Annotated in this window: 22 protein-coding genes; 12 read left to right on the forward strand and 10 right to left on the reverse strand. The window is 37.1% G+C overall.

Going from position 1 to position 24918, the window contains the following annotated elements:
* Positions 1-592 precede the first annotated feature (592 nt).
* Complete coding sequence (locus DIS06_RS11260) at positions 593-787, forward strand: hypothetical protein (RefSeq protein WP_481746860.1); 195 nt, start codon at positions 593-595, stop codon at positions 785-787.
* Between the two features lie 11 nt (positions 788-798).
* On the opposite strand, the gene DIS06_RS11265 is transcribed toward DIS06_RS11260, so the two are convergent.
* The 3 genes from DIS06_RS11265 to DIS06_RS11275 are packed head-to-tail and all read right to left on the reverse strand — an operon-like array spanning position 799 to position 5873.
* Positions 799-1524: an SGNH/GDSL hydrolase family protein gene (locus DIS06_RS11265; protein ID WP_110113377.1), complete on the reverse strand. Its 726-nt coding sequence runs from the start codon at positions 1522-1524 to the stop codon at positions 799-801.
* 34 nt (positions 1525-1558) lie between these two features.
* A complete protein-coding gene (locus DIS06_RS11270; protein ID WP_110113512.1) occupies positions 1559-4663 on the reverse strand; it encodes an efflux RND transporter permease subunit in 3105 nt (1034 codons plus the stop codon).
* Positions 4664-4673: 10 nt separating this feature from the next.
* Positions 4674-5873 (reverse strand): efflux RND transporter periplasmic adaptor subunit, encoded by a 1200-nt coding sequence (locus tag DIS06_RS11275; protein ID WP_110113378.1) that lies wholly within the window; start codon positions 5871-5873, stop codon positions 4674-4676.
* Positions 5874-6416: 543 nt separating this feature from the next.
* Between DIS06_RS11275 and spxA the strand changes: the two genes are divergently transcribed.
* Complete coding sequence (gene spxA, locus DIS06_RS11280; RefSeq protein WP_110113379.1) at positions 6417-6815, forward strand: transcriptional regulator SpxA; 399 nt, start codon at positions 6417-6419, stop codon at positions 6813-6815.
* Positions 6816-6888: 73 nt separating this feature from the next.
* Here spxA and DIS06_RS11285 read toward each other — a convergent pair whose 3' ends face one another.
* On the reverse strand, positions 6889-7551 hold the full coding sequence (locus DIS06_RS11285; protein WP_110113380.1) for a TerC family protein: 663 nt from the start codon (positions 7549-7551) through the stop codon (positions 6889-6891).
* 389 nt (positions 7552-7940) lie between these two features.
* Here DIS06_RS11285 and mecA point away from each other — a divergent pair, with 389 nt between their 5' ends.
* From mecA to pepF, 4 genes are all read left to right on the forward strand, one after another.
* Positions 7941-8615, forward strand: a complete 675-nt coding sequence (mecA, locus tag DIS06_RS11290; protein WP_110113381.1) for an adaptor protein MecA — start codon at positions 7941-7943, stop codon at positions 8613-8615.
* Between the two features lie 269 nt (positions 8616-8884).
* Complete coding sequence (cls, locus tag DIS06_RS11295) at positions 8885-10405, forward strand: cardiolipin synthase (RefSeq protein ID WP_110113382.1); 1521 nt, start codon at positions 8885-8887, stop codon at positions 10403-10405.
* A 212-nt stretch (positions 10406-10617) separates the two neighbouring features.
* Entirely contained in the window at positions 10618-11832 is a 1215-nt protein-coding gene (locus tag DIS06_RS11300) for a competence protein CoiA (protein WP_110113383.1), read from the forward strand.
* Between the two features lie 112 nt (positions 11833-11944).
* Positions 11945-13759 (forward strand): oligoendopeptidase F, encoded by a 1815-nt coding sequence (gene pepF / locus DIS06_RS11305; protein WP_110113384.1) that lies wholly within the window; start codon positions 11945-11947, stop codon positions 13757-13759.
* Between the two features lie 123 nt (positions 13760-13882).
* On the opposite strand, the gene DIS06_RS11310 is transcribed toward pepF, so the two are convergent.
* From DIS06_RS11310 to DIS06_RS11330, 5 genes are all read right to left on the reverse strand, one after another.
* Positions 13883-14062: a hypothetical protein gene (locus tag DIS06_RS11310; RefSeq protein WP_110113385.1), complete on the reverse strand. Its 180-nt coding sequence runs from the start codon at positions 14060-14062 to the stop codon at positions 13883-13885.
* Between the two features lie 459 nt (positions 14063-14521).
* Positions 14522-15406, reverse strand: coding sequence for a ClpXP adapter SpxH family protein (locus tag DIS06_RS11315; protein ID WP_239422030.1), 885 nt, complete (start codon positions 15404-15406; stop codon positions 14522-14524).
* A complete protein-coding gene (locus DIS06_RS11320) occupies positions 15403-15813 on the reverse strand; it encodes a globin domain-containing protein (protein ID WP_110113387.1) in 411 nt (136 codons plus the stop codon). The genes DIS06_RS11315 and DIS06_RS11320 overlap by 4 nt, the downstream gene beginning before the upstream one ends.
* A gap of 158 nt (positions 15814-15971) precedes the next feature.
* On the reverse strand, positions 15972-16613 hold the full coding sequence (locus DIS06_RS11325; RefSeq protein ID WP_110113388.1) for a lytic transglycosylase domain-containing protein: 642 nt from the start codon (positions 16611-16613) through the stop codon (positions 15972-15974).
* Positions 16610-17206: a CYTH domain-containing protein gene (locus DIS06_RS11330; protein ID WP_110113389.1), complete on the reverse strand. Its 597-nt coding sequence runs from the start codon at positions 17204-17206 to the stop codon at positions 16610-16612. Before DIS06_RS11330 ends, DIS06_RS11325 begins: the two co-directional genes overlap by 4 nt.
* 201 nt (positions 17207-17407) lie before the next feature.
* Between DIS06_RS11330 and DIS06_RS11335 the strand changes: the two genes are divergently transcribed.
* From DIS06_RS11335 to DIS06_RS11350, 4 genes are read left to right on the forward strand one after another with little or no spacing between them, the layout of a single operon-like run.
* Positions 17408-17785: a UPF0738 family protein gene (locus tag DIS06_RS11335; protein WP_110113390.1), complete on the forward strand. Its 378-nt coding sequence runs from the start codon at positions 17408-17410 to the stop codon at positions 17783-17785.
* A 32-nt stretch (positions 17786-17817) separates the two neighbouring features.
* Positions 17818-18450: a GTP diphosphokinase gene (gene yjbM / locus DIS06_RS11340; protein WP_110113513.1), complete on the forward strand. Its 633-nt coding sequence runs from the start codon at positions 17818-17820 to the stop codon at positions 18448-18450.
* 27 nt (positions 18451-18477) lie between these two features.
* Entirely contained in the window at positions 18478-19272 is a 795-nt protein-coding gene (locus DIS06_RS11345) for an NAD kinase (RefSeq protein ID WP_110113391.1), read from the forward strand.
* Positions 19273-19295: 23 nt separating this feature from the next.
* A complete protein-coding gene (locus DIS06_RS11350; RefSeq protein WP_110113392.1) occupies positions 19296-20213 on the forward strand; it encodes an RluA family pseudouridine synthase in 918 nt (305 codons plus the stop codon).
* A 102-nt stretch (positions 20214-20315) separates the two neighbouring features.
* Here DIS06_RS11350 and prpE read toward each other — a convergent pair whose 3' ends face one another.
* The gene (gene prpE / locus DIS06_RS11355; protein ID WP_110113393.1) at positions 20316-21053 is read right to left on the reverse strand and encodes a bis(5'-nucleosyl)-tetraphosphatase PrpE; all 738 of its coding nucleotides are present in this window, start codon (positions 21051-21053) and stop codon (positions 20316-20318) included.
* 200 nt (positions 21054-21253) lie between these two features.
* On the opposite strand from prpE, the gene mgtE reads away from it, so the two are divergent.
* Both mgtE and DIS06_RS11365 read left to right on the forward strand, forming a co-directional pair.
* Positions 21254-22594, forward strand: coding sequence for a magnesium transporter (gene mgtE / locus DIS06_RS11360; RefSeq protein WP_110113514.1), 1341 nt, complete (start codon positions 21254-21256; stop codon positions 22592-22594).
* A gap of 34 nt (positions 22595-22628) precedes the next feature.
* Complete coding sequence (locus DIS06_RS11365; protein WP_110113394.1) at positions 22629-24701, forward strand: cation:proton antiporter domain-containing protein; 2073 nt, start codon at positions 22629-22631, stop codon at positions 24699-24701.
* Positions 24702-24918 lie beyond the last annotated feature (217 nt).

The following is a 24918-nucleotide window of genomic DNA, read 5'->3' on the forward strand; positions in this document are numbered from 1 at the left end:
ACCCAGTTTTCAACTTAAAGGTGTTTTTTATTTGTCTCACTTTATGGGGTCAGTCCCACTATCTGTCAATAAGGGTTTTTTTATAACAACTAGTGGATAGAGAAGGGAAAGAATAGAGGTGCTTTTTGCATAGACCATTTAACGTCCAACTTTTATATACCCTTCATTCTATTATTTAAACATTTATTTTTTAAAAAATTGAAGGAGGAAAACTCCTGTCCTTGTCAAAAACATTGAGGAAAGCTTTTGTTTTCATTTGATGAGGTTGATAGGCCCGGTAGAAAATTCACCTCTTTTGCTTGTTTCTTGAGGCTATTAAAAGGTTCAAAGTCATTAAGTGAGAATCGAAAAGGTTAGAGGGGATTTTTAGAAGGTATATGTATATTTATTTCTTCAAAGATAATGACTGAATTGTGATTGGTTTGAGCGGAAGATGCAAGACTCCAGTGGGAGCAGTGGAGGTAAGACCCCACAGGAGCTTGCGAAGAGGAGGGCTTACCGCACACCCCTCGGAAAGCGAGCAATCTAGAGCAGAATCAATTACATTCTATTACTGTGTAGATAAAAGCAAACTTTACGACAAATAAAGGAGGTGAGTAACATCGGTGCTTATATGGTTGATTTTGTATTAGTTGCAGTGTTGGTGATTGGAAGTACGGCCTTAATGGGAGTAATCGCAAACGGGATAGGGGAGAAGTTGATAAGAGGTAAAAATCAAAATGAGCATGTTGATCACTCTAATTATATGCAAGTAGGATGGCGGAAAGTTGGCGGAAAACGAAAATAGCAGGTGAATGTTCACCTGCTATTTTCGTATGCTTCAATAAGCAAATTGCCTAAAATTTTATATCCTTCATCATTTGGATGAATATCATTTTTTTCGATATGTGTCAGTTCTAATTCCTTTCCAATGAAAGGAGCATGAGGGTCAATCACGGTAACATGTTCATTCTGTAAATTTTGTAGAAGTAGATGATAGTCTTTTAAAATCAGCTGACTTACTTCTTCATATTGATGAGTGCTTCCATAAGGAGAATAAAGGCCAAACAATAAGATTGTAGCATCTTTATTTAACGACTCTACATAACGAACAATTTTTGTAACATCGTCATAAATCGTTTCAGCCCTCTGTTTAAAGTCATCGACTTCAACTTGTTCACTTGAACGAATTTCTCTTAGAAAGTCATTTCCACCAATTGAAATAGAGATGATATTGGCGGTTTTTAGCTTATTCTGAATTCCTTGATTTTGTGTTAAAAATGAATAGAGTCCAGAGGTTGTTAAGCCTGGAACACTGTGATTCTCAACATATACAGAGTTGGTTTTGCGCAAATAATTCACAAACTGTGGAACAAAAGCAGGGGTGCGAAGATAATTCACTTCGCTTGCCCCGATTCCAGCACTTAATGAGTCACCTAGCGCAATATACGTTACATTATTAGGTGCTTCTGCTCGACTCGTTGTTGTACCAATAATGAGGCTGATACAACAAACAAGCGTTAGTGCAAGTTGGTTCCATTTCATTCTCCATCAATCCCTTTTTCTGATAGCAGGATTCTTAATCCTCCATTGAGAGCTCTCTTTTTTCTATTTTTCGTAAACGACGTTGTTCAAATAAGTAATAAACAACTGGAATGAAAATAAGTGTGATAAGTGTTGCGAATCCTAGACCAAACACAATAACAATGGCCATTGGTTGTTGTACTTCTGTTCCTTCACCAATACCAAGTGTTAATGGAATTAATCCTAAAATGGTTGTGAGTGTTGTCATTAAAATTGGTCGTAGTCTAGTAGGACCAGCAATTAAAATTGCTTCTTTTAATGGATAACCCTCTTTCTTCAATTGTTGTAAGTAATCAATTAACACGATGGCATTATTAACGACAATCCCTGTTAAAATAAGCACACCTACTAGTGATCCTACACCTAGAGGTTGCATGGTCACGAGTAAACCGAACATGATTCCAATAAACGTAAGTGGGACAGAGAACATGATAACAAACGGATAGAAAAAGGATTCAAACTGTCCGGCCATCACCATATAAACGAGGACAACAGATAAAGCAAGAGCCAGTGAAAGTTTAAAGAATGCGTCATTCATTTGTTCATTTTGTCCACCAAACGTAACTTTGTATTGGTTGTTAGGGAGTGATAATTTCTCTTTTAATTCTTTTTCTACGTCTTTTGTGACACTTCCTAAGTCACGTCCAATAATATCAGCTGTGACGTTAATTTCACGAAGTCGATCTTTTCTCGTAATCTGTGAAGGACCTTGTCCACGTGAAACTTCAGCAACTACTTGAAGAGGGACAGTTGTACCTGTTGGTGATTTAATCAATAAATTTTCTAGCTCTTCGGTTGAAGATGTGTAGCGATCTTCTAATTGAAGGCGAACATCTAATTCGTCACCCTCACGAGCGATACGAGTAGCTACAACTCCTCTTGTCGCTTCAGCAACTGTTTGTGCAATTTGCGCACTACCAATCCCGTATTGCGATGCTTTCTCACGGTCAATGTTAATCACGACTTCAGGATTTCCATTTGTAAAGCTTGATTCTGGTTCACGAACACCGTCTACTCTTGAGATGATTTCAATGGTTTCATCGGCTAAGCTGGAAAGTACATCGATGTCTGGGCCTGTTAATGATAATGAAACAGGATCACCAGAAAAGCCTGAGTCTCCACCTGAAACACTTGCATCGACATTTGGGATATCAGCTAATCGAGTACGAATTTCTTCGGCTACTTCTTTATCTGAACGAGACCGTTCACTTACAGGTTTTAGTAAAATATCATAACTTGCTCGGTTCGTTTGAGCACCAGCGCTAGGGGAGAAGTTATTTGTTCCTCCTACTGTAACGTAAAGTAAATCAATCTCTTTTATATCACTTAATGTTTCTCTTATCTCTTCGGATGTGTCATACGTTGCGTTAAGAGATGTGCCTTCAGGTAGCTTCGTTGAAACTGAAATGTAGCTTTGGTCTTGTGCTGGTAAAAATTCTGTTCCAATAAAAGGGATGCCAGCAAAAGAAAGTAAAAAGGCAGCCACAACAATTCCAATGGTTTTCTTTGGATGATCCAATGCTTTTTCTAAGATTGTTCGGTAGCGAAGACGCAACTTTGAAAACTTCTCTTTGGATTCAGCATCTTCCATTTCAGTTTCATTTTCAATACGTGCAAGATCTTCTTTTTTTAGCTTTAAGAAAAGAGAAGAGAACAAAGGAACAATAATCAAAGCTGTAAATAAGGAAGCGAGCAATGAAAATGAAATGACAAGTGCTAACGGCTTAAACAATTGAGCTGCTAGGCCGTCAACAAAGACGATTGGTAAGAATACGACAACAGTTGTTAAAGTGGATGCAATAATGGCCGTTCCAACTTGTCCTGTTCCTTTAATTGCTGCTTCTTTTTTAGATAGTCCTTGGCTTCTCATCCGATAGATGTTTTCAAGAATGACAATCGCGTTATCTACCATCATCCCAATACCTAAAGCAAGTCCACCTAGTGTTAAGAGATTTAACGTTTGTCCACTAAAGTACATAAAAATAAATGTGGTTACGATGGAAATAGGAATAGCAAATCCAATAATCAGTGTGCTTCGCCAGTTGCGTAAAAATAAGTATAAAATCGCTGATGCTAACAAACTTCCAATTAACATGTTTGAAGATACAGCTTTAATGGATTGATTAATAAATAAACTCTGATCAAAAATGACGTCAATTTTTAAGTCGTCAGGTAATTGAGACTTTAAACTATCTAATCTTTTTTCGATACTTTTAGCAACCGATACTGTATTTGAGCCTGACTGCTTTAATACAGATACACCAACGGCAGGATTTCCGTTTAAATAACTTAGCTGACTGGCATCTGCAGATGTTTCTTTAATTTCACCTAAGTTTTCTAAAGAGATGACACCAGAAGCAGTTGGAATTGGCAATGCTGCTAACTCTTCAACGGATGAAAATTCTCCTGTGACACGAATAGGAAAATTTTGACTTTGATCTGTTACATTTCCAGCAGGAAGGTTCACGTTTTCCGACCCAATAATTTGCTGTAATTCTTTTAGTGTTAAGCCGTAAGCAGTTAGTTTTTGTGGATCAATGGTCAGTTGAATTTCCTGAGTTGTCCCTCCAGAAATTCCAACAGAAGCAACACCGTCTAGCCCATCTAGTGCAGGCTTAATGTCTTCTTCTGCAAGGCGTTTTACATCTGCTAGGTTGCCATCTTTATCAGTGATAGCAAGCTGTACAATCGGGAGGTCACTTGGATCAAATCGCATTACACGGGGCAGTGACACTCCTTCCGGTAAAGCTTCTCTTGCCATATCCACCCGTTCCCGCATACTAAGCGTGGCAAAATCCATATCTGTTCCCCAATTAAAAGATACAAGAACGAGAAGACCTCCATTTTGAGAAATTGAAGTGACACTTTCTACGTTTGGGATAGTACTCATTGAATTTTCGAGTGGTTTTGCTAGTAAGTTTTCAATCTCTTCAGGTCCTGCCCCTTCATATGTAGCTGTGACAGCGGCAACAGGGAATGTTAACTCAGGAAACAAGTCAACAGGCATATTACGGACACTCACTCCACCGAGAATGAGTAGGAAGAGAATGACCATCGACATCGCGATAGGTCGTAATACAGACAGTTTTACAATTTTCATGCTGTTTTCATCACTCTTTCCGTTCTTTAATTGTGTCACCGTCTTTTAAACGTTCTTTTCCGTCTGTTACAATGACATCCTTTTCAGCTAATCCTTCAACGACTTGATACACATCGCCACTTGCAAAACCAAGCGAGATGGGAGTACGAGTGACACGGTTATCTTTGGCGATAAATACGTAAGGTTCGCTTTCTTCATATAAAATGGCTTCCTTTGGTACAACAAGTGCATCTGTAATAGAGTCAATGGTCACCATGGCTGTAGCTTTCATGCCACCTTTAATGACATTCTGGGGATTACTCACTGGAACTTTAACTGTAAATAAGCTAGTTTGTGGATCTGCTGTTGGTGAAACCGTTTGAATTTTAGATGGGAATTCTTGGTCTACACCATCAAATGTAACAGTTGCATTGTTTCCGCTTTTTAGTTGTGAAACTTGATAGCTGTTAACTTGGAACGTAGCAGCGATATCACGCTGATCAACCACAGTCACAACAGGTACATTTGGGGCAGCTATCCCACCTTCAACAATTCCAATTTCTGCTACTGTTCCGCTAATTGGAGCTGTGAGTCTTGTTGCTTTTACTAATTCTTCTGCTTGAGCAACTGCTTGATTTGCTTGCTGCTGTTGTTGCTTTAGCTGCGGAAGCATGTCAGGAGTTGGAATGAGCTGTTTAAGAGACTGCTGAGCAATCTGTGCTTGTTTTAGCGTGACATCTAAACTACTTTGCATTAAATCAAGCGGTGTCACAGCTCCTGTTTGGGTACCTTCTAGTAAAGCTTCTGATTTTTTCATGGATTCGTTTAATTCACTTTGAAGCTTATCTAATTCATTTGAATTTGTGTTCGATGAAGTCGCTGATTCTGCTTCTTTCACTGCTTTGTTAATGTCGGATTGCGCTTGTTTTGCTTCATTTAATTGCTTCGTAGCGTTTGATGCATCTAGCGAAACAAGAAGGTCACCTTTACTTACTTCATCGCCAATGGAAACATGCACCTTCTCAACTTCTAACGGTGTAGGAGCAACAATAGGAACTTGTTTATCTGGCATTGCTACACCAGAAAGTTCGGTCGTATTAACGAGATTGCTTTTTTCGACTTGTTTTGTATTCACAACAATGTCGTTGTTTTTCGTGTCTTGTGTAGTAATTTCTTTCGGCGCGCATGCTGTTAAAAGAAGAAGAGCAGCGGCTATTTTGACTAATTTCATAAATGACGTCACCTCTTTATGTATGATTTGCAAATGATGGAATTAAAACATATAAGTTTTTAAAATGGAAATGTAATGTAGGATCTCTTAAAGATGATTTTGTTTAGAATGATAACTGTTTGTCGGCAATGAGGGAGAGCAACCTGTAATGGAAATTAAACCACTACCCAACGCTTGTTTAATTAAAACCATCTGTACGAAATCAGCTTAATCAAAAAAATAAAAAAATTAACGAAAAAATGAAACTAAATTGGAGGTTTATCCGTATTATAGATGTGGTAAATACACAAAGAAAGATCTTACAAGTAAGGAAGTAAGAATATGTGTTTGGTTTTTGAAAAACTATATCATTCCGATTGACTTTATAGTATAATGCTAATAGATATTATTTTATTAAATTAATTATAAAGTAGTATCGATTTTCATTATCACTAATACTAACGATTGATAAACCTTTATTTTAGTATAAAGCAACCTGTTTTTTATTTCATGTTTTTTTGTGTTACGTACCACTTATCTTAGATAGAGGGAGTGAAGTAATTGATGGTTACATTATATACATCACCAAGTTGTACATCTTGTCGTAAAGCAAAAGCTTGGTTAGAGGAGAACAATATTGCATATGTAGAGAGAAATATTTTTTCTGAACCATTATCGATTGATGAAATTAAAGAAATTTTACGCATGACAGAAGATGGTACAGATGAAATCATTTCAACTCGCTCAAAAACGTTCCAAAAGTTAGACGTCCAAGTAGATGCAATGCCATTACAAGATTTGTATGAATTAATTCAACAAAATCCTGGCTTATTACGTCGCCCTATTATTATCGACGAGAAGCGTCTGCAAGTAGGATATAATGAAGATGAAATTCGCCGTTTCTTACCAAGAAAAGTTCGTACGTTCCAATTACGCGAAGCACAACGACTTGTGAATGGATAAGTTTGTGAAATGATTATCATAAAAAACACGAAAAAGCCTTCACTCATTTTGAGGAGAAGGCTTTTTTATTCAACTATCTTGTTTTCAAGGAAGTCAAAATACGTCCCGTACTAAGAATAATAGCAACTGCGATAAATGGAAGAGTCACTTTCAGTAATGGGTATTGTTCGTAGAACCATGATAAACGTTGTTCGTGAGTCATCATTTTTCCAGCGGTGTATGCCAATATCCCAGCTCCGACATATACTAATAGAGGAAAGCGCTCTAATAAATACAAAATAAGTTTACTTCCCCAAACAATAATTGGAACAGAGATGATTAACCCAATCATGACAAGTAGAATATTACCATGTGCAGCGCCAGCAACAGCAATGACGTTATCAAGACCCATGACCACATCAGCGAATACAATCGTTTTAACAGCAGCACTTAAGGTGACACCAGCTCGGATTTTAGTGGTGTCATCTTCATTACTAATTAATAATCTTAAGGCAATGACGAGTAACAAAATTCCACCGATAAGTTGTAAAAATGGAATAGTAAGCAAATAAACAGCTAAAATAGTTAGTAATATACGAACGACAACAGCAAGTCCTGTTCCAAATACAATCGCTTTGTTTCGTTGATGTTCAGGTAGGTTCCGGCTTGCTAAAGCAATAACAATGGCGTTATCTCCGCCTAGTACAATGTCAATACTGATAATAATTAATACGGCCATTAATAATTCCAAATCCAACTGCAAATCCCCCTAACAATTAGTTGTACTGCTAGCTTTAAAAGGTGTCAGATTTTTTTATTTACCTTCTTGATCGTTTTGTCATACAATAACAGTACAAGATATATAGAAAATGTATGCTTGTACACGTGCAGTTAGAATACTTTACAAATATGTGAAGTGCATGTAAGATTGCTTTAACATGAAGGACATTTGTTTTTTTAAGTAGTAAAATGGAAAGTCTATTTTAAAAAAGATGGTTGCTTTTAGCTTCATTTTTAAAATAGTAACTTGATGGTGTTTGGCAGGAGTGGAAGTCAAACACATCCCACTATTCGTTTTATAGAAACAACGCGAAAAGAAATGGTGGCCAGTGTTACCTTCACTTTTAAGAAGGGAGAGGTGAAAGAATGGAAATTGAACGCATTAATGATAACACGGTAAAGTTTTATGTAACGTACGTTGATATAGAAGAAAGAGGGTTTGACCGTAATGAAATATGGTTTAACCGTGAGCGAAGTGAAGAACTTTTCTGGGAGATGATGGATGAAATTCATCAAGAAGAAGAGTTTATTGCTGAAGGACCACTTTGGATTCAAGTGCAAGCGTTAGAAAAAGGAATCGAAGTGATTGTGACTCGTGCACAGCTCTCAAAAGACGGTCAAAAGTTTGAAGTTCCGATTAGTGAAAACAAAAAAATTGATATTCCCGTCGATGAAAAGCTCGAAGCACTGTTAGATCCTCAGCTTTCAAATGATGATTCTAAAGAAGATGAAGAACTTGATGATGAGTCATTGCAATTTGTTGTTCGGTTCCAAGATTTCGAGGATTTAATCTCTCTAAGCCACCGTATTCAGTTAGAGGAGATTACCAATGAAGTGTATCATTTTCAAGGCAAATACTATTTATATGTAGAATTTCTTGAAGAACATGATGAAACACAAGACCTAGATGATGTGTTAAGTATCATTCTTGAATATGGACACGAATCTGCTGTTACACATGCTCGATTAGAGGAATACGGTAAAGAAATTATGAAAGATAATGCATTAAAACAAGTAAAGCACTATTTTCCGTTAAGATAGATGAAAGGGCTGTTCTGTAAATGGTTTGCTCTCACATACAATGGATTACTGTCAAAATCTATGTGTGAGCCTAAACTTTTACTTAAGAACAGTCTTCTTTATGTGGATGACTACTAGTTATGAGATATAAAGAGATAATAACATAAAGTAAGCTATTATAAGGAGCTTAAATACATAACGTTGTGAAGAGGCAGATATGCTTAGGGAAATAAACGTTATGAAAAGCTAAACGAATAATACGAAAGCTGTTTTGGGATAGGTGAAAAACTGTGAAAAACAGATTGCAACTACTGGTATTTATATTAGGTTTATTCGTACTCTTATTTTTTACACAAGGTTACTGGGATGGAAAAGTCATTGGTATACTTAGTATTTTAATGACGATTAGTGTTGTATTTATTGGGTTAGTGATTTCCCTCGAAAATCGTCACCCAACACAAACGCTAACCTGGCTTGTTGTACTAGGAAGCTTTCCGGTTGTCGGATTTTTCTTTTATTTATTATTTGGAAGAAATGTGCGCAAGCGTCGACTATTTGAAAAGAAAGCCAAATTAGATGAGCAAGTGTTATTAAAAATTGAAGGTGATCAACGCAAGATTGATGAAGACTTGGAAAGCATGGGTGAAAATTACCGACATTTGTTTCGCTTAGCTCGAAAAATTGGCAAAAGTCCCATTTCATTTGCAACTGAAACACATGCCTTAACAGATGGAAAAGAAACATTTGATGAGATTATGGAAGCGTTAAAACATGCGCGTCATCATATCCATCTAGAGTATTACATTGTTCGTGATGACAATTTAGGTCGTCGCATTAAGGATACGCTTGTTCAAAAAGCAAAAGAAGGGATTTATGTCCGCTTTTTATATGATGCAGTAGGAAGTTTACAGTTACCTCGAAAGTACGTAGAAGAGCTACAAGACGCAGGTGTAGAAATGATTCCATTTTTACCGGTTCGCCTTGCTTTTTTGAACAATAAAATTAACTTTCGCAATCACCGGAAAATCATTGTTATTGATGGAACGATTGGTTTTGTTGGTGGTCTTAACATTGGCGATGAATATTTAGGAGAGAGCCGTCATTTTGGTTTTTGGCGAGATACTCATTTATTAGTACGAGGGGAAGCTGTTCGGTCACTTCAACTTATCTTTCTACAAGATTGGTACTACATGACGGGCCAGACGTTATTAACACAAATGTACTTATCTCCTGACCTAATGGATGTAGATGTCTTGAATAACCATGGCGGTGTTCAAATGATTGCAGGTGGACCAGATCGTGAGTGGGAAGTGATTAAGCATTTATTTTTCTCGATGATTACTTCCGCAAAAGAATCAATTTGGATTGCATCTCCGTACTTTATTCCGGATGAGGATATTTTTACAGCCTTAAAGGTTGCGGCGTTAAGTGGTGTAGATGTGCGTTTGCTTGTACCAAAAAAGCCAGATAAGAAAATTGTCTATCATGCGTCACGATCTTATTTTCCAGAGATGTTAAAAGCAGGTGTAAACATTTACGAGTATGAAAAAGGATTCATGCACAGTAAAATTGTGATCATTGACAAAGAGATTGCATCGATTGGAACGGCAAACATGGATATGAGAAGTTTTCATTTGAATTTTGAAGTGAATGCATTCTTATATCAAACAAGTAGTACACAAAAGCTTGTGTATGAATATCTTCAAGATTTAGAGCAATCGAGTGCTTTGCATCTCAATGATTTTGAAAAGCGTCCGCTCATTCAACGTATCTTTGAATCAACGTCTAGGTTACTATCACCTTTATTATAATGAACAGTTCTCTCTTGTTGAAACATTCGCTAAAACAGCAGATGTTTCAACAAGGGAGTTTTTTTTGGAGTTATTTAAATAGACAACACGCACAAAAATAGTGGATTAACCTGTTTTTTCTTTGTCCCAATAAAAAGGAATTAGTAGAAGAATGTCGAACAACATATAGTGGTTCCATCTATCTATGAAGAGAAGAAAGGGGAGAATCATGCTTGTTAGTTGCCAAGACAGAAGAAGGAGAGCTCTTTTCATTAGCTAACCGCTTTCGCCCACATGTTTTAAAAGAGTTACGAAAGACAACCACGTTTGTATGCCCCAGTTGCCAAAAGCCCGTTCAACTAAAAGTAGGGACAAAAATCATTCCGCATTTTGCTCATTTAAAGTCCCAGTCGTGTTGTGCACAACATGAAGGAGAAACAGCTTATCATTTGCAAGGGAAGCAACAGCTGTATCATTGGCTATCGTTACAGTCAACACCAGAACTAGAGCCTTATTTGCGTACTATTGCTCAGCGACCTGACATCCTTGTGGCGATAAATGATATGAGTTATGCCATTGAGTTTCAATGTGCCAATTTACCTCCTGAGTTGCTTGTTAGACGAACAGAGAAGTATTTTACAGAGCGGTACGAGCCTGTTTGGATTTTAGGAGCGAGGCGATTAAAAAGAGTGTCTCAACACTCCTTTAAGCTATCTCCGCAAGAGTGGCAATATATGACTCAGAGAACACCACATACGTTACCTGCTTTGTTCTATTACTCTCCACATGACCAACTTTTTATTAAACTACAGCACCTTTATCCTTTTTCTTCACAAATCTGTTTTGCTCATATTAAAACATTTCCGCTAGCTCATTATCATTTTCATGACATTTTATTCTCCCGTTCAGAAGAGTTATATTTACTTCATAAAGAATGGTTTCAAAAGAAGAAGAAATGGCGAACACAATACATGCTATATCCAAACAAATCGTATCGAACTTTTTTAGAGTCGTTGTATCATCACCAAATCCCTCCATCTCATTTTCCTTCAGAAGCAGGAGTTCCACTTTCATCTCTCTATCTAATTGATACACCTGCTTGCGTTTGGCAAACGTGGTTGTTGCTTGATGTACTAGTCAATAAGTACATTGGTAGCACTCTGTCATATCAGCAGTTTCTCTATCATTTCAAGAAGCGTATTCAAACAAAAGACATCAAATATCGCCATCTTCCTCTTATGAATGTAGACCCGTATTTACCGTTAAAAGAATACATTCATGCTCTTTGTGAAATGAGAGTGTTAGAAAAGGTCACAGATACAATGTATAAGGTTATTCGCATGCATACGATCCCTGAAGTAACAAATGATAGGTTTGAAGAAGATCGACAAGTGATGAATATGATAAGCAAAATAAGTGACAATAATTTAGAAAATTTGTACGATTAGAGATATGGTTTGTTATTCCTTTTTTTTAGTAATTCACAAAAAGGCTTTGAAAAGGAATTTCTTACACAAACAGAGAATATTGAGATGAATGATGAAAAGTGGAGGGATTAAGATGACAGAACAAGCAACTGCGAAAAAACTACCACCGCGTAGCGAAATAAAAGTAGAGGATACATGGAGATTAGAAGATATATTTGCAACTGATAATGAGTGGGATAAAGAGTTTGACGAAGTGAAAGCGTTAATTCCACAAATGGAACAATATCAAGGTAAGCTTGGTGAATCAGCAGATAAATTGTATGAAGCATTGCAACAACAAGATGAGTTAACGATGCGAGTAAGCCAACTTTATACATATGCACATATGCGTTATGACCAAGATACAACGAATTCATTTTATCAAGGGTTAGATGATCGTATTAAAACGTTGTACACACAAATCTCAAGTGCGCTGTCATTTATCACACCAGAGCTGTTAGCCATTGAAGAGGAGAAAATTCAGCAGTTTTTAACTGAAAAAGAAGAGCTGAAATTATATGAGCATGCGTTAGATGAAATTAACCGTCAACGTCCTCACGTATTAGGGGCTTCAGAGGAAGCGTTATTAGCAGAAGCTTCTGAAGTACTAGGGGCATCTAGCAACACATTTGGTATGTTAAACAATGCTGATTTAGAGTTCCCAGAGATTAAAGATGAAAATGGAGACGATGTTGAGATTACACACGGACGCTACATTCGTTTCCTTGAAAGTGAAGATCGTCGCGTACGTGAAGATGCATTTAAAGCGGTGTATAAAACATATGGTAATTTTAAAAATACGTTTGCGAGTACGTTGAGTGGAACAGTGAAAAAAGACAATTTCAATGCTCGTGTTCGTAATTATGATTCTGCTCGTCATGCAGCTCTTAGCAACAATAACATCCCGGAAGAAGTGTATGATAACTTAGTCAGCACAGTAAATGATCATTTGCATTTGCTCCATCGTTACGTGGATTTACGTAAAAAAGTATTAGGTGTAGAAGAGTTGCACATGTATGATTTATATACCCCATTAGTAAAAGACGTGAAAATGGAAGTTCCGTATGAAGAAGCGAAAGAATATTTATTAAAAGGTCTTAAGCCATTAGGAGAAGATTATCTAAATGTATTACGTGAAGGTTTTGAAAACCGTTGGGTGGATGTGCACGAAAATAAAGGAAAGCGAAGCGGTGCATATTCATCAGGCACATACGGGACAAATCCATACATTTTAATGAACTGGCAAGATAATGTGAATAACTTGTTTACGCTTGCTCACGAGTTTGGGCATTCGGTTCACAGTTATTACACGCGTCAAACACAGCCGTATCCGTATGGTGATTATTCGATTTTCGTAGCAGAAGTTGCGTCTACGTGCAATGAAGCATTGTTAAATGATTACTTATTAAAAACGATTGATGATGAGAAAAAGCGCTTGTACTTATTGAATCATTACTTAGAAGGTTTCCGTGGTACTGTGTTCCGTCAAACTATGTTTGCTGAGTTTGAACATGATATTCATGTTCGTGCACAAAATGGAGAACCAATCACACCAGAACTATTAACAAACGTCTATTACGATTTAAATAAAAAGTACTTTGGTGATAACATTGTCATTGATGAAGAAATTGGATTAGAGTGGGCGCGTATTCCTCACTTCTATTACAACTATTATGTGTATCAATATGCAACAGGATTTAGTGCAGCAGCAGCATTAAGTAAACAAATTTTAGAAGAAGGAGAGCCTGCGGTTACGCGCTATGTCGACTTCTTAAAAGCTGGTAGCTCTGATTATCCAATTGAAGTGTTAAAGAAAGCGGGCGTTGATATGACAACAGCTGCGCCAATTAAAGAAGCACTTGCGGTATTTGAAGAAAAGTTAACAGAAATGGAACAACTTTTATCTTAAAAGTTAGAGAGTGATAGAGTGAACACGTTTTAATCGTATCACGTATTTCTCTACAGCTAGATTTAAGGATCAATAAGGGTTATGAGAATAGGAGTGATTCTTACTCCTGTTCCCATAACCTTTTTATTTTTTAAATCCTTTAAATTGGTTCTGTCGGTTCAATAAAAGCAACGTAATAAAAATAGACAAAAACATAATAGGTCCTGCTAAGATCATCGGTGCAAGCTCCATCAAAGCTAAGCAGTAAAAGAAGAAGGAAAGCATGATGACGATAATACAAATGAGAGGTAAAAGATAAGCCAAATGAATCTTCCTTTCTAAATGATGTGTTTGTACTATATGTATGTGTATGATAGACGAAGATTCTTTTTACCATGTACATTTTTGAAGAGAGACAAACGTTTCTTTTTTTAGTGTGGTTTTTCAGAAATAGCCGAGAGAAATCGAAGATAAATCTAATTAAATGCCACGCGAAAAGTGGGTATCCTCACAGAGAAATCCATCACTTTTTCAATCATCATCACGCTTACAAACATTCTTTTTTCAATAAATAAAGAAGAAAGTGCTTTCAATATGACAAATTTGTGAAAGTGATAAAAATCACTTGTCAAAAGTCGACACGGTTTGCTATATTATTAACGTGAAGTTTATCACAAACAAACATATACCCCTTTGTTTGACCGTGAAAATTTCTCCCATCCCCTTGTTGTCTTAAGACAAACAAAAAGACCCGGCCGAAAGCCGGGTCTTTTTGTGTTTTATTTAAAACGTAGAATCGATGTATCTCCAAAATGTACCGTATTTAACGGGTACTTGTTCAACGACTTGCTTAAGTTGCAACTTCTTTAATTCTTTTTCAACTTCCTGAATAGATCTATTGTAAACAACTGCCACTTCTTTTGATGCAACAAACTTGAAATATTGCATGAATAATTCAAGAGGTGGTGGTGAAGACGGCTCAGGTATTTGTTCTAACATTTCCTCAATGACATGAACGTATGTGTCATATGTGTAGTGGCCCGCAATTTTAATTCCTTCTTCTTCTGCTTTCTCATTAAAAAATACAAGTGTTGGAATTTCATCGACGTCCATTTCCGCTGTTACTTTTAAGTCACACTGAAATGCTTTTGAGGCACTTTCTGAATGTAGGTCTTTACGGAACTCTTCAACATCTAATCCTACATCTTCAGCGCATTGAATTAAGACATCTTCCTCTGAAATATTTTGTTTTTCAAGAAATAAGACTTCTTGAAGCTTTCGTAAAAAACGAATTCCTTGCCTTTTTCCTTGGAGTCCTGCAGCTTTAATTCCAATGGAAGCTGCATAAGGAGTGGAAACAGGGTTTTCCAGCCAAAGGCTTCCATCACAAGACATGCCTGAGCGACTACCTGTTTTTTCCCAAACACGCGCAATGTTTTCAAATTTGCGCTGTGTACCTGCATTTAATGATTTTAACTGTCCGCTTAAGACATGTTTTAAGGTGAAGAATTGACCATACTCAATTTGTAACTTCTTCAGAATCGGTTCTAATGCCCAACAATCTGGACAGAGTGGATCAATGAATACATAAATCTCAAGAGGCTTTTTACTCGAGCCTTGGCAAAGTTGAGATAACGAATGTTTTGTCGTCGGTTCTTGAGTACTCAATATGAAAATCCTTTCTCATCTGTTGGTTCGGGAGTATTGATCATATGCTGAGCAGTTAATACGAGGCGACGATAAAAGTCATCACGCACTTCACCTTTAAGGTTCACGTCATCCATTGCTTCGTACATACAGGTAAGCCACGCTTTTGCTCTCGTTGGTGTAATTTCAAATGGCAAGTGTCTTGCACGAAGCATTGGATGACCATGTTCTTCTGTGTAGAGAGCAGGTCCTCCTAAATATTGTGTTAGAAACTGCTTTTGTTTTCGAGCTGTTTCTGTAAAGTCGTTTGGAAAAATTGGTGCTAAATCAGGATGCTGTTCAACTCGTCTATAAAAAGCATCAACAAGTTTTGAAATCGTGTGTTCGCCACCTAATTCATCGTAAGGTGTGTAGAGTTTCTCTGTCATGTTGATAACTCCTTTTTTAATTAATTGGAATAAAGATGTTAAAATCGTAAAATCATGACTTTTCTACATTTTATCAGCGTCAATACGTTATCTCAAACGATTCGCTCTCAAATCTCTTTTTGCATAAAATAAGTGAAGCTGTCGAAGCTTCACTTATTTTATGCAAAGTAGGTTGATTTTACTTTCTTAACATAAGCTTGTGTTTCTTTAAAAGGTGGAATTCCACCATATTTATCCACGTTTCCGGGTCCAGCATTATAGGCAGCTAATGCGAGTTCTACATTGTCATTGTATTTATTTAGCATTTGTCGCAAATACTTTGTGCCACCAAAGATGTTCTCCGCTGCATCAAAAGCATTTTCAACACCTAAATAACGAGCGGTGCTTGGCATTAGTTGCATTAATCCCATTGCGCCAGCATGACTTTTCGCTTGTGTATTAAAATTTGATTCATGAAGAATAACCGATTTAATGAGTTTTGAATCAACATTATATTTTTGTGACGCTGCTTCAATGATTGATTCAATGTCACTGCGCACAGGTAAGTGATGTTGGGACGGTACGGTTTTTACAGATAAGCTCGATTTAAGGGAACTGTTAGGTGACAGTAAGCTTGCTTGTTGTGCTAATAAAGAATAGAGCCCTAATGATTGCGATTTCTGTGTTTCACTCATGGTGTTCGTGTATTGTGCTAATAAACTAGAAAAGAGCTCAGAGTCGATGGATGACGACTGAGTTGACGTTGAAACGTGTCGCAATGCTTGCAATTCTAATAACGGTTGGTATGCACGGATATTCATGAAGATTCCTCACTTAAGGCAATGTATTTTTCACGATAAAAGCGACGAATTTTATTTTCAGTTTTCCGAATTGGGATATGAAGAGAATGAAGAAGTTGTTTGAAATTCTCTTTTCCTTCTTTTGCATTCTTTACTTCATACTCTAGCTCATAATCTTCTTTTTCTAAGTAGAGACTATGATCAAAAACAAGGAGACCATCTTTATAAGGTTTCTCCACACGGCGAGTTGTTAACGTACCAAAATATAAAAGCTCCGTTACATCTACACCTAAACGTTCAATGAGCTCACGGATTTTACCAGTAACATGAACTTGTCCGTTCATGAATGCTTTTGCTTCATCTTCTGTGAGGAATTGATGAGTTTCTAGCAACCCTTGTTCATGAGGTTGCTTAAGTGTTAACACGTAACCACCTTTTTTATAACGAATGCGAAGGGCAGCTCCACAATCTTTTAAAGAAAATGATGTAGTATCAAAATAGTGATTGTCCTGGGTGATAAAATCTTCTTCACCAATGTTAAAGTGAGCGATGAGTTCGTCAAATTCTTGTTTCGTCACCAGGTTCTTAAATTCAATTTCAATTTCTTGCTTCATGAACAAACACCTTTCTATGTAGAAAAATATAGCGTGAAAAAGCGATGTAACGGTCATTTTAAACAGCGATTACAATTATATATATATGCCTTTCATTATTCCACGAAATCGTACTCATATCAATGTTTATCAATCAAACTTTTTATATGTTAAAATGAAGTAGTTGAATAGTCCATTGTAAAGGTTGGAAGGAGTTTAGTTATGCAAAAAAGAATTGAAGTAACAAAGAGTTACACGGAAGAGAATACGCTATATTTACAAACAGAAGAATTTACGAAACCGATTGATCATATAGAGGATACGATGCAGATGATTACGGATTCTGATAACGTATCATTCATTTATATTTTAGATATTAACGATGATTTTGTTTATATAAGCATACCTGATCATGCATGGCCTAATTTAAAAGAAGTTTTACATACAGATTACACAGTCGTTGTAGTTGTGAATGAACATAAAGTAGAACTAAAGGGTTTAAAAGAAGAATTAGAGTATTTAATCGGTAATATTGAAGGAAATACCAATTACGGTGAAGCGATGGTGTCTAAAGTAGAAGAAGTATTTTTAGGTAAATAAAGAGAAATAGGAAGATGGGGGGTGTGTTAGCAATGGTAAAGCATTGGGATTTATTTTTAGGTCCATATAAGCAAGCGGTAGAAGAATTAAAAGTAAAGTTAAAAGGAATTCGAACGCAATATGAAATGAAATCCATGCATTGCCCAATTGAGTTTGTAACAGGACGTGTCAAACCCATTGCTAGCATTCTAGATAAAGCGACGAGAAAAGGGATTCCACTCGACCGTTTAGAAGAAGAAATGCAAGATATTGCGGGTTTACGTATGATGTGTCAGTTTGTAGATGACATTAAAAGTGTAGTGGAGTTATTAAGGCAACGAACGGATTTTGAAATTGTCGAGGAACGAAACTATATTACACAAAAGAAAGATAGTGGCTACCGATCTTATCACGTTGTGGTTCGTTATCCAGTTCAAACCATTAAAGGAGAAAAAAACATTCTTGTCGAAATTCAAATTCGTACATTAGCGATGAATTTCTGGGCGACCATTGAACATTCACTTAATTATAAATACAGCGGGAAGTTCCCAGAAGAAATTAGAGAACGATTACAACGTGCAGCGGAAGCCGCTTATTTGTTAGACGAAGAGATGTCAAAGATTCGTGGAGAGATTCAGGAAGCACAGGCTATTTTTTCACGAAAAAAAGAAAACAAGGATGAATGAGAATAAATGGGGGATAGGGTGAAGAAGATGAAATTTGCTATTACGTCAAAAGGTGATCAAGTATCAAACACATTAATGCAAAAAATGAGAACGTACTTGCTTGACTTTCAGCTTGAATATGACGAGCAACAGCCGGATATTGTCATCTCAGTAGGAGGAGATGGAACGCTTTTATATGCTTTTCATCGCTACCGGAACCGATTAGATAAAACAGCTTTTGTTGGGGTACATACAGGTCATTTAGGGTTTTACGCGGATTGGACACCAGATGAAATTGAAAAGCTTGTCATTGCTATCGCAAAAACCCCTTATCAAACGGTAGAGTATCCACTATTAGAAGTCACCATTCGTTACATTAACGGCGGAAGAGAAGCTCGCTATCTTGCTTTAAATGAATGTACAGTCAAAAGTGTAGAAGGATCGCTTGTGATGGATGTAGAAATTAAAGGTCAGTTGTTTGAGACATTTAGAGGCGACGGGTTATGTATTTCAACGCCATCTGGTAGTACGGCTTATAACAAATCGTTAGGTGGCGCTATCTTACATCCTTCTTTAGATGCGATCCAAATTGCTGAAATGGCTTCAATTAACAATCGTGTTTTCAGAACAATTGGTTCACCGCTTATTTTACCAGCCCATCATACTGCAATGTTAAAGCCTGTGAATGATGTAGATTTTCAAATTACAATTGATCATTTAACGTTGTTACATAAAGACGTTAAGTCGATTCAATGTCGGGCAGCAGATGAGAAGATTCGCTTTGCAAGATTCCGTGCATTTCCTTTCTGGCAACGCGTACGTGATTCATTTGTCTGTGATTAAGAACGAAACAGGAAGGATTTATCATGGCAAGGTTATTTACGTTAACGTGGAAGATTTCTCCTGAACATCATGGAGTTCTCATTCGCGATTTCTTAAAAGAACATCATATTTCAAAATCTGCTTTAGTCGATATTAAATTTCACGGTGGTTCGATTAAAGTAAATGGTGACGACGTGACGGTGAGGTACTTGTTGCAAAAAGGAGATGAACTTTCTTTAGCCTTTCCACCAGAACAGCGGAGTGAAGGGTTAAGGAGTGAAAACATTCCACTCGATGTTGTTTATGAAGATGAGTATCTACTTGTTATCAATAAACAGGCGGGGCTACCGAGTATTCCTTCTCGTACCCACCCAACAACATCGTTAAGTAACGCACTACTACACTACTATGAGTGCAACGATATTCCATCAACCATTCATCTTGTCAATCGTTTAGACAAAGATACATCGGGGCTATTAATTGTCGCCAAAAATCGGTATGTGCATTATTTGTTTTCAAAAGCGCAGCAAACGCATTCCATTGAACGAACATATCATGCGTTTGTTGAAGGAAGATTAGCTTCTAGTTCTGGGACCATTTGTGCACCAATTGGGCGGAAATTGGACAGCATTATTGAGAGAGAAGTACGTGAAGACGGTCAGTATGCCGTGACAAACTATTCGGTTTTAGAGGAATTTGAACATGGAACCTATGTTTCACTAAAGCTTGAAACAGGAAGAACTCATCAAATCCGCGTTCATATGGCTCATCTTGGTCATCCATTAGTAGGTGATGATTTGTACGGTGGAAAGTGTGAATATATGCTTCGTCAAGCCTTACATAGTTATCATCTGACCTTTTTTCATCCTATTTTACATAAGCAATTATCATTTGTGTCGCCCATTCCTTCTGACATGGAAGAAGCGAAGAAAAAACTTGCTCAAAAACGTGAGTACACATAAAGGTCGTCGAGTCTTTTTAACTTGATCTAGCTAGATTCCATGAACGAATAAGCTGAGTCAAACAGGGAGTGATTCCTCCTTGATGGCTCAGCTTGTTCTTGTTTAAATCGTTCGGAACTTTTCTTTTACATAAGGCATAGAAGAAGGAACGGATACCGTTTCTAGTTCTGGATAGCGTAATGCAGTTAGAGCTCCTCCAAATACCGCACCTGTATCGATGTTAAATGTTCTGTTTAAGATACGTGGCTCTTTTACCGGTGTATGACCGTACACATTAATTGATTTTCCTTTGTAGTGTTTTGACCAGTCACGTCGCACAGGTGAGCCATCTTCGTGCTTTTCACCTGTTATATCGCCGTATAAGACAAATGTTTTTACTTTTTTATCTGTGCGGCCTATGTAGTCTTCACGAATACCTGCATGAGAAACGACTAACTGATTTTGATCAAGTTGTAAGTAAAGAGGTGCTTGTTCATACAACTCAATGAACCGGTGACGAATCGTTTGTTGATCATCACTAGATAATGCTTCATATTCAGCTACTGTTGTTTCTAATCCGTGTGTGATTTGAACTTTGTTTCCTAAAAAGTAGCGATAAAGCTTGTTGCAATGGTTTCCTGGGCAGTAATGAGCTTGCTTTTCCTTCACTACAAGCTTCCATACGATTTGAATCACATCTAAGGACCGTGGACCTCGATCGGCTAAATCTCCAACAAATACAAGACGACGTTGACTTGAATGTTTTGGTATCCCGCTTTCCCATATGTAACCGAGTTTTTTCGTGAGCAGCTCAAACTCTTCAAAGCATCCATGAATGTCTCCGATAATGTCAAATTTCATTTTTTCACTCCTAGTCGTTACTTTTATCTTTAAAATAGCACTATTTTTGTGCAAACTATTCATACTTACCAAAATCAATTTTAACAAATTCATGTTTATTAGTTGAATTGTAAGCGCATTACGTAATACAGTAAAAGAAGTTTTGTTTTTGAGAGGAGGCATTCAACTTGAGTGAAACAGCAGAAGTGACAAAAGAAAAGATGATTAAAGAACAGTTGCTACACGCATTAAACGGTCATGACATTGATATGTTTCGTGAAGAGTTTTTAGAAATGCATACGTACGACCAAGCTCAATTCTACGAAGAGCTAGATCAAACTCAGCGCTCCCAACTTTATGAGTTTTTGTCTCCAAAAGAAATGGCCGGTATTTTTGAAAACCTTGAGATACCAGAAGAAGAGTATCAACAGCTATTATCAGAAATGCATCCAACATTTGCAGCAGACATGTTATCAGAAATGTATGCCGATGATGCGGTTGATGTGTTAAATGAGCTTGATAAAGAACAAGTCGCAAGCTACTTAACCATTATGGATGATGAATCAGCGAAAGAGATTAAAGATCTTCTTCATTACGAGGAGTATACAGCTGGTAGTATTATGACGACGGAGTTTGTGGCCATTCATGCTCATCAAACGGTACATTCTGCGATGCAAATTTTACGAAAAGAAGCTCCACAAGCTGAAACAATTTACTATGTCTTTGTTGTGGATGAAGAGAGGAAGCTTGTAGGTGTTATTTCGTTACGTGACTTAATTGTGGCAGATGAGGACACGATGATTCACGAGATAATGAGTGAGCGAGTGGTATCGGTATCCGTTGCTGAAGACCAGGAAGAAGTGGCACGTACAATGCGTGATTATAACTTTTTAGCGTTACCAGTTGTTGATTTTCAACATCATCTACTAGGGATTATTACAGTCGATGATGTCCTAGATGTTATTGATGAAGAAGCATCAGATGACTACTCAAAGTTAGCCGGAATTAGCGACGTTGACAATGTTGACAAAAATCCCCTTTCAGCTGCAAAGAAGCGTTTGCCATGGCTTGTTATTTTATTATTTCTTGGTATGATGACAGCGAGCTTAATTGGTCAGTTTGAAGATACGTTAAATCAAGTGGCTATTCTAGCGGTATTTATCCCTTTGATTGCAGGGATGGCAGGAAATACAGGAACGCAAGCATTGGCTGTGGCGGTAAGAGGTCTTGCTACAGGAGAAGTGGCGGAAGAAAGCAAATGGAAACTCATCGTCCGAGAAGCAGGAACAGGATTTATTACAGGCGGATCATGTGGTGTCCTTGTGACGCTTGTTGTGTATGTGTGGCAAGGAGACTTTTTTCTTGGTTTGCTTGTAGGAATCTCCATTTTTATTACACTCATTGTAGCAACGTTAGCAGGGTCATTAGTGCCACTTTTGATGGACCGATTAAACATTGACCCAGCTGTAGCATCAGGTCCTTTTATTACGACCATTAACGATTTGATTAGTATTTTAATTTATTTTGGTTTAGCAACAATGTTTATGAGTTACTTACAATGAAGAATGGGTGATTTAAGAAAGGAGCCAATTACCAATGTTTGATTTGCCATTAAAAGAACCAGTGATTATTTTTGCCGTAGCAATGATTACCTTTCTTACTTTTCCATTCTTAATGCGAAAATTAAGAATACCAGGTATTATAGGTCCAATTATAGCAGGCGTCATAATTGGGCCAGACGGATTAAATCTTTTAGCGCGCGATGAAACAATTCAGCTTCTTGGAACAGTAGGCCTTTTATTTATTATCTTTATAGCTGGATTAGAGCTGGATTTAGATGGCTTTAAAAAGTATCGAAAGCGAAGTTTAGTGTTCGGTTTATTTTCGTTCTATATCCCTTTATTATTTGGTACAGTTTTTGGTTTATTACTAGGTTATGGAATGGCAGCCTCGATTTTATTAGGGTCTATACTTGGCTCGCATACATTACTTGGTTATCCTATTGCAAGTAGGTTAGGGATTGGAAAGAATAAAGCAATCACAACAGCTGTAGGTGGAAGCATCTTAACCGATACTTTTGCGTTACTAGTTCTTGCTATTGTTGCAGGATCAGTAGAGGGAGAGCTAACTATTCAATTTTTTGTAACATTGCTCTTTTCTCTATGTATATTTGTAGCAGTTGTATTAGTTGGTGTCCCTTTTATTTCGAAGATATTCTTTAAAAATGCAAGTAGTGAAGGTACAACAGAGTTCATTTATGTAATGGTTGTATTGTTTACAGCAGGATTTTTGGCTATCGTAGCAGGTTTACAACCTATTATTGGAGCATTTTTAGCAGGAATAAGTTTAAACCGTTATATATTTGAGCAAAGTCCACTTATGAATAGAATTCGTTTCTCTGCTAATGCATTGTTTATTCCATTCTTTTTACTCTCAGTAGGAATGTTAATGGATTTGCAAGTACTCATCAGTAGTCCAAAAGCATGGATATTCACAGCTGCCATTCTTGTAGGAGTAATTGGTGGTAAATATTTAGCTGCTCTTTTAACAAGCGTTATTTACAAATACAATCGAAACCAACGCCTAGCGATATTCGGTCTTACAATACCTCAAGCTGCAGCTACACTTGCAGCTACACTAGTAGGATTTAAAGTAGGTTTATTAGATCAAACTGCGGTTAATGGTGTTATCATTATGATTTTAATTACATGTATAATAGGTCCTTATTTAGTAGAAAAGTTTGGTCGCAAGTTAGCCCTTGAAGAAGAGCAACAGCCTTATAAGCGGGCAGATGCCCCTGAGCGTATTCTAATTCCGTTATCAAACGCAAAAGCAATGGAATCATTAATGGATTTAGCTTTTGTTATTAAAAGCTCTAGTTCTCAAGGCCATCCACTTTATCCATTAGCAGTAGTAGAGAGAGAGGTAGAAGCAGCAGAGAAGGAAGTAGCTAAAGCGGAAAAAATGCTGGGACAGGCTGTTATGTATGCATCAGGTGCAGATATTCCGATTAAGTTATTAACACGTGTTGATCATAATGTAGCTTCTGGCATTGTCAGAGCAGCTACAGAAGAACGAATTACAACAGTTATAGCGGAATGGGATGGAGAGAGAACGACACCAAGACGTATTTTTGGTAGTACTATTGATCAAATGCTCGAACAAACATATCAGACAGTTTTAATTTCAAAACTTAATCATCCACTGAATACGACAAAGCGAGTGGTTCTTGTCTTACCAAAAGGAATAGATCATAAACAAGGATATGAAGAAGCACTTATTAGAATCAAAACATTAACAAGTAAACTTGGGGCGACATTATGGTGCTTAATTTTAAAAGATGATACAAAGAAGTATGCAGCATTCATTGAGGAACTAAAGCCTAATCCTCCTACTACTTTTGAGTTTGTCGAAGGATGGAGCGTCTTGTTTGATAATTATTTAACAAATCTAGATGATGACGATTTAATTATTGTTATTAGTTCACGACAAGGAACGACTGCTTGGCATCCGAAGTTAGAAGAACTACCTTATAAATTATCAAAAGTTAACCCTGAAAGCTTCATTGTTTATTATCCTACTGAAGAAGAGGAAATCGACTTAAGGGGTACACGTGGCACAGAATTGCCGAGAGAGTTTTTGAGGAAAAAGGATTATGATGATGAATAAGTAAAGAAGGCTTATAAACGATATCCCTTTCTATGTAGTATTGTATTAATACGACTGTGATGTGGAGAGGTGAGTCGAATAGGGATAGAGATGCTCCCTATCTGACTCACCTCTTTTTACAATTAACGATTGTGCATTTGTCAGAATATGATATACTGATATTAATACTAGGTACTAATAACTTGTGATAGGTAATCGATTTTACATAAATGGAGGG

The sequence above is a fragment of the Bacillus sp. CGMCC 1.16541 genome (assembly GCF_003184905.1).
GTDB lineage: Bacteria > Bacillota > Bacilli > Bacillales > Bacillaceae_H > Priestia.

Bases quoted from the DNA above. Each gene is read 5' to 3' on its own strand.
- DIS06_RS11265 (WP_110113377.1), bottom strand. From the start codon at position 1,524: ATGAAATGGAACCAACTTGCACTAACGCTTGTTTGTTGTATCAGCCTC.
- DIS06_RS11270 (WP_110113512.1), bottom strand. From the start codon at position 4,663: ATGAAAATTGTAAAACTGTCTGTATTACGACCTATCGCGATGTCGATG.
- DIS06_RS11275 (WP_110113378.1), bottom strand. From the start codon at position 5,873: ATGAAATTAGTCAAAATAGCCGCTGCTCTTCTTCTTTTAACAGCATGC.
- spxA (WP_110113379.1), top strand. From the start codon at position 6,417: ATGGTTACATTATATACATCACCAAGTTGTACATCTTGTCGTAAAGCA.
- mecA (WP_110113381.1), top strand. From the start codon at position 7,941: ATGGAAATTGAACGCATTAATGATAACACGGTAAAGTTTTATGTAACG.
- pepF (WP_110113384.1), top strand. From the start codon at position 11,945: ATGACAGAACAAGCAACTGCGAAAAAACTACCACCGCGTAGCGAAATA.
- DIS06_RS11320 (WP_110113387.1), bottom strand. From the start codon at position 15,813: ATGACAGAGAAACTCTACACACCTTACGATGAATTAGGTGGCGAACAC.
- DIS06_RS11325 (WP_110113388.1), bottom strand. From the start codon at position 16,613: ATGAATATCCGTGCATACCAACCGTTATTAGAATTGCAAGCATTGCGA.
- DIS06_RS11330 (WP_110113389.1), bottom strand. From the start codon at position 17,206: ATGAAGCAAGAAATTGAAATTGAATTTAAGAACCTGGTGACGAAACAA.
- DIS06_RS11335 (WP_110113390.1), top strand. From the start codon at position 17,408: ATGCAAAAAAGAATTGAAGTAACAAAGAGTTACACGGAAGAGAATACG.
- yjbM (WP_110113513.1), top strand. From the start codon at position 17,818: ATGGTAAAGCATTGGGATTTATTTTTAGGTCCATATAAGCAAGCGGTA.
- DIS06_RS11345 (WP_110113391.1), top strand. From the start codon at position 18,478: ATGAAATTTGCTATTACGTCAAAAGGTGATCAAGTATCAAACACATTA.
- DIS06_RS11350 (WP_110113392.1), top strand. From the start codon at position 19,296: ATGGCAAGGTTATTTACGTTAACGTGGAAGATTTCTCCTGAACATCAT.
- prpE (WP_110113393.1), bottom strand. From the start codon at position 21,053: ATGAAATTTGACATTATCGGAGACATTCATGGATGCTTTGAAGAGTTT.
- mgtE (WP_110113514.1), top strand. From the start codon at position 21,254: ATGATTAAAGAACAGTTGCTACACGCATTAAACGGTCATGACATTGAT.
- DIS06_RS11365 (WP_110113394.1), top strand. From the start codon at position 22,629: ATGTTTGATTTGCCATTAAAAGAACCAGTGATTATTTTTGCCGTAGCA.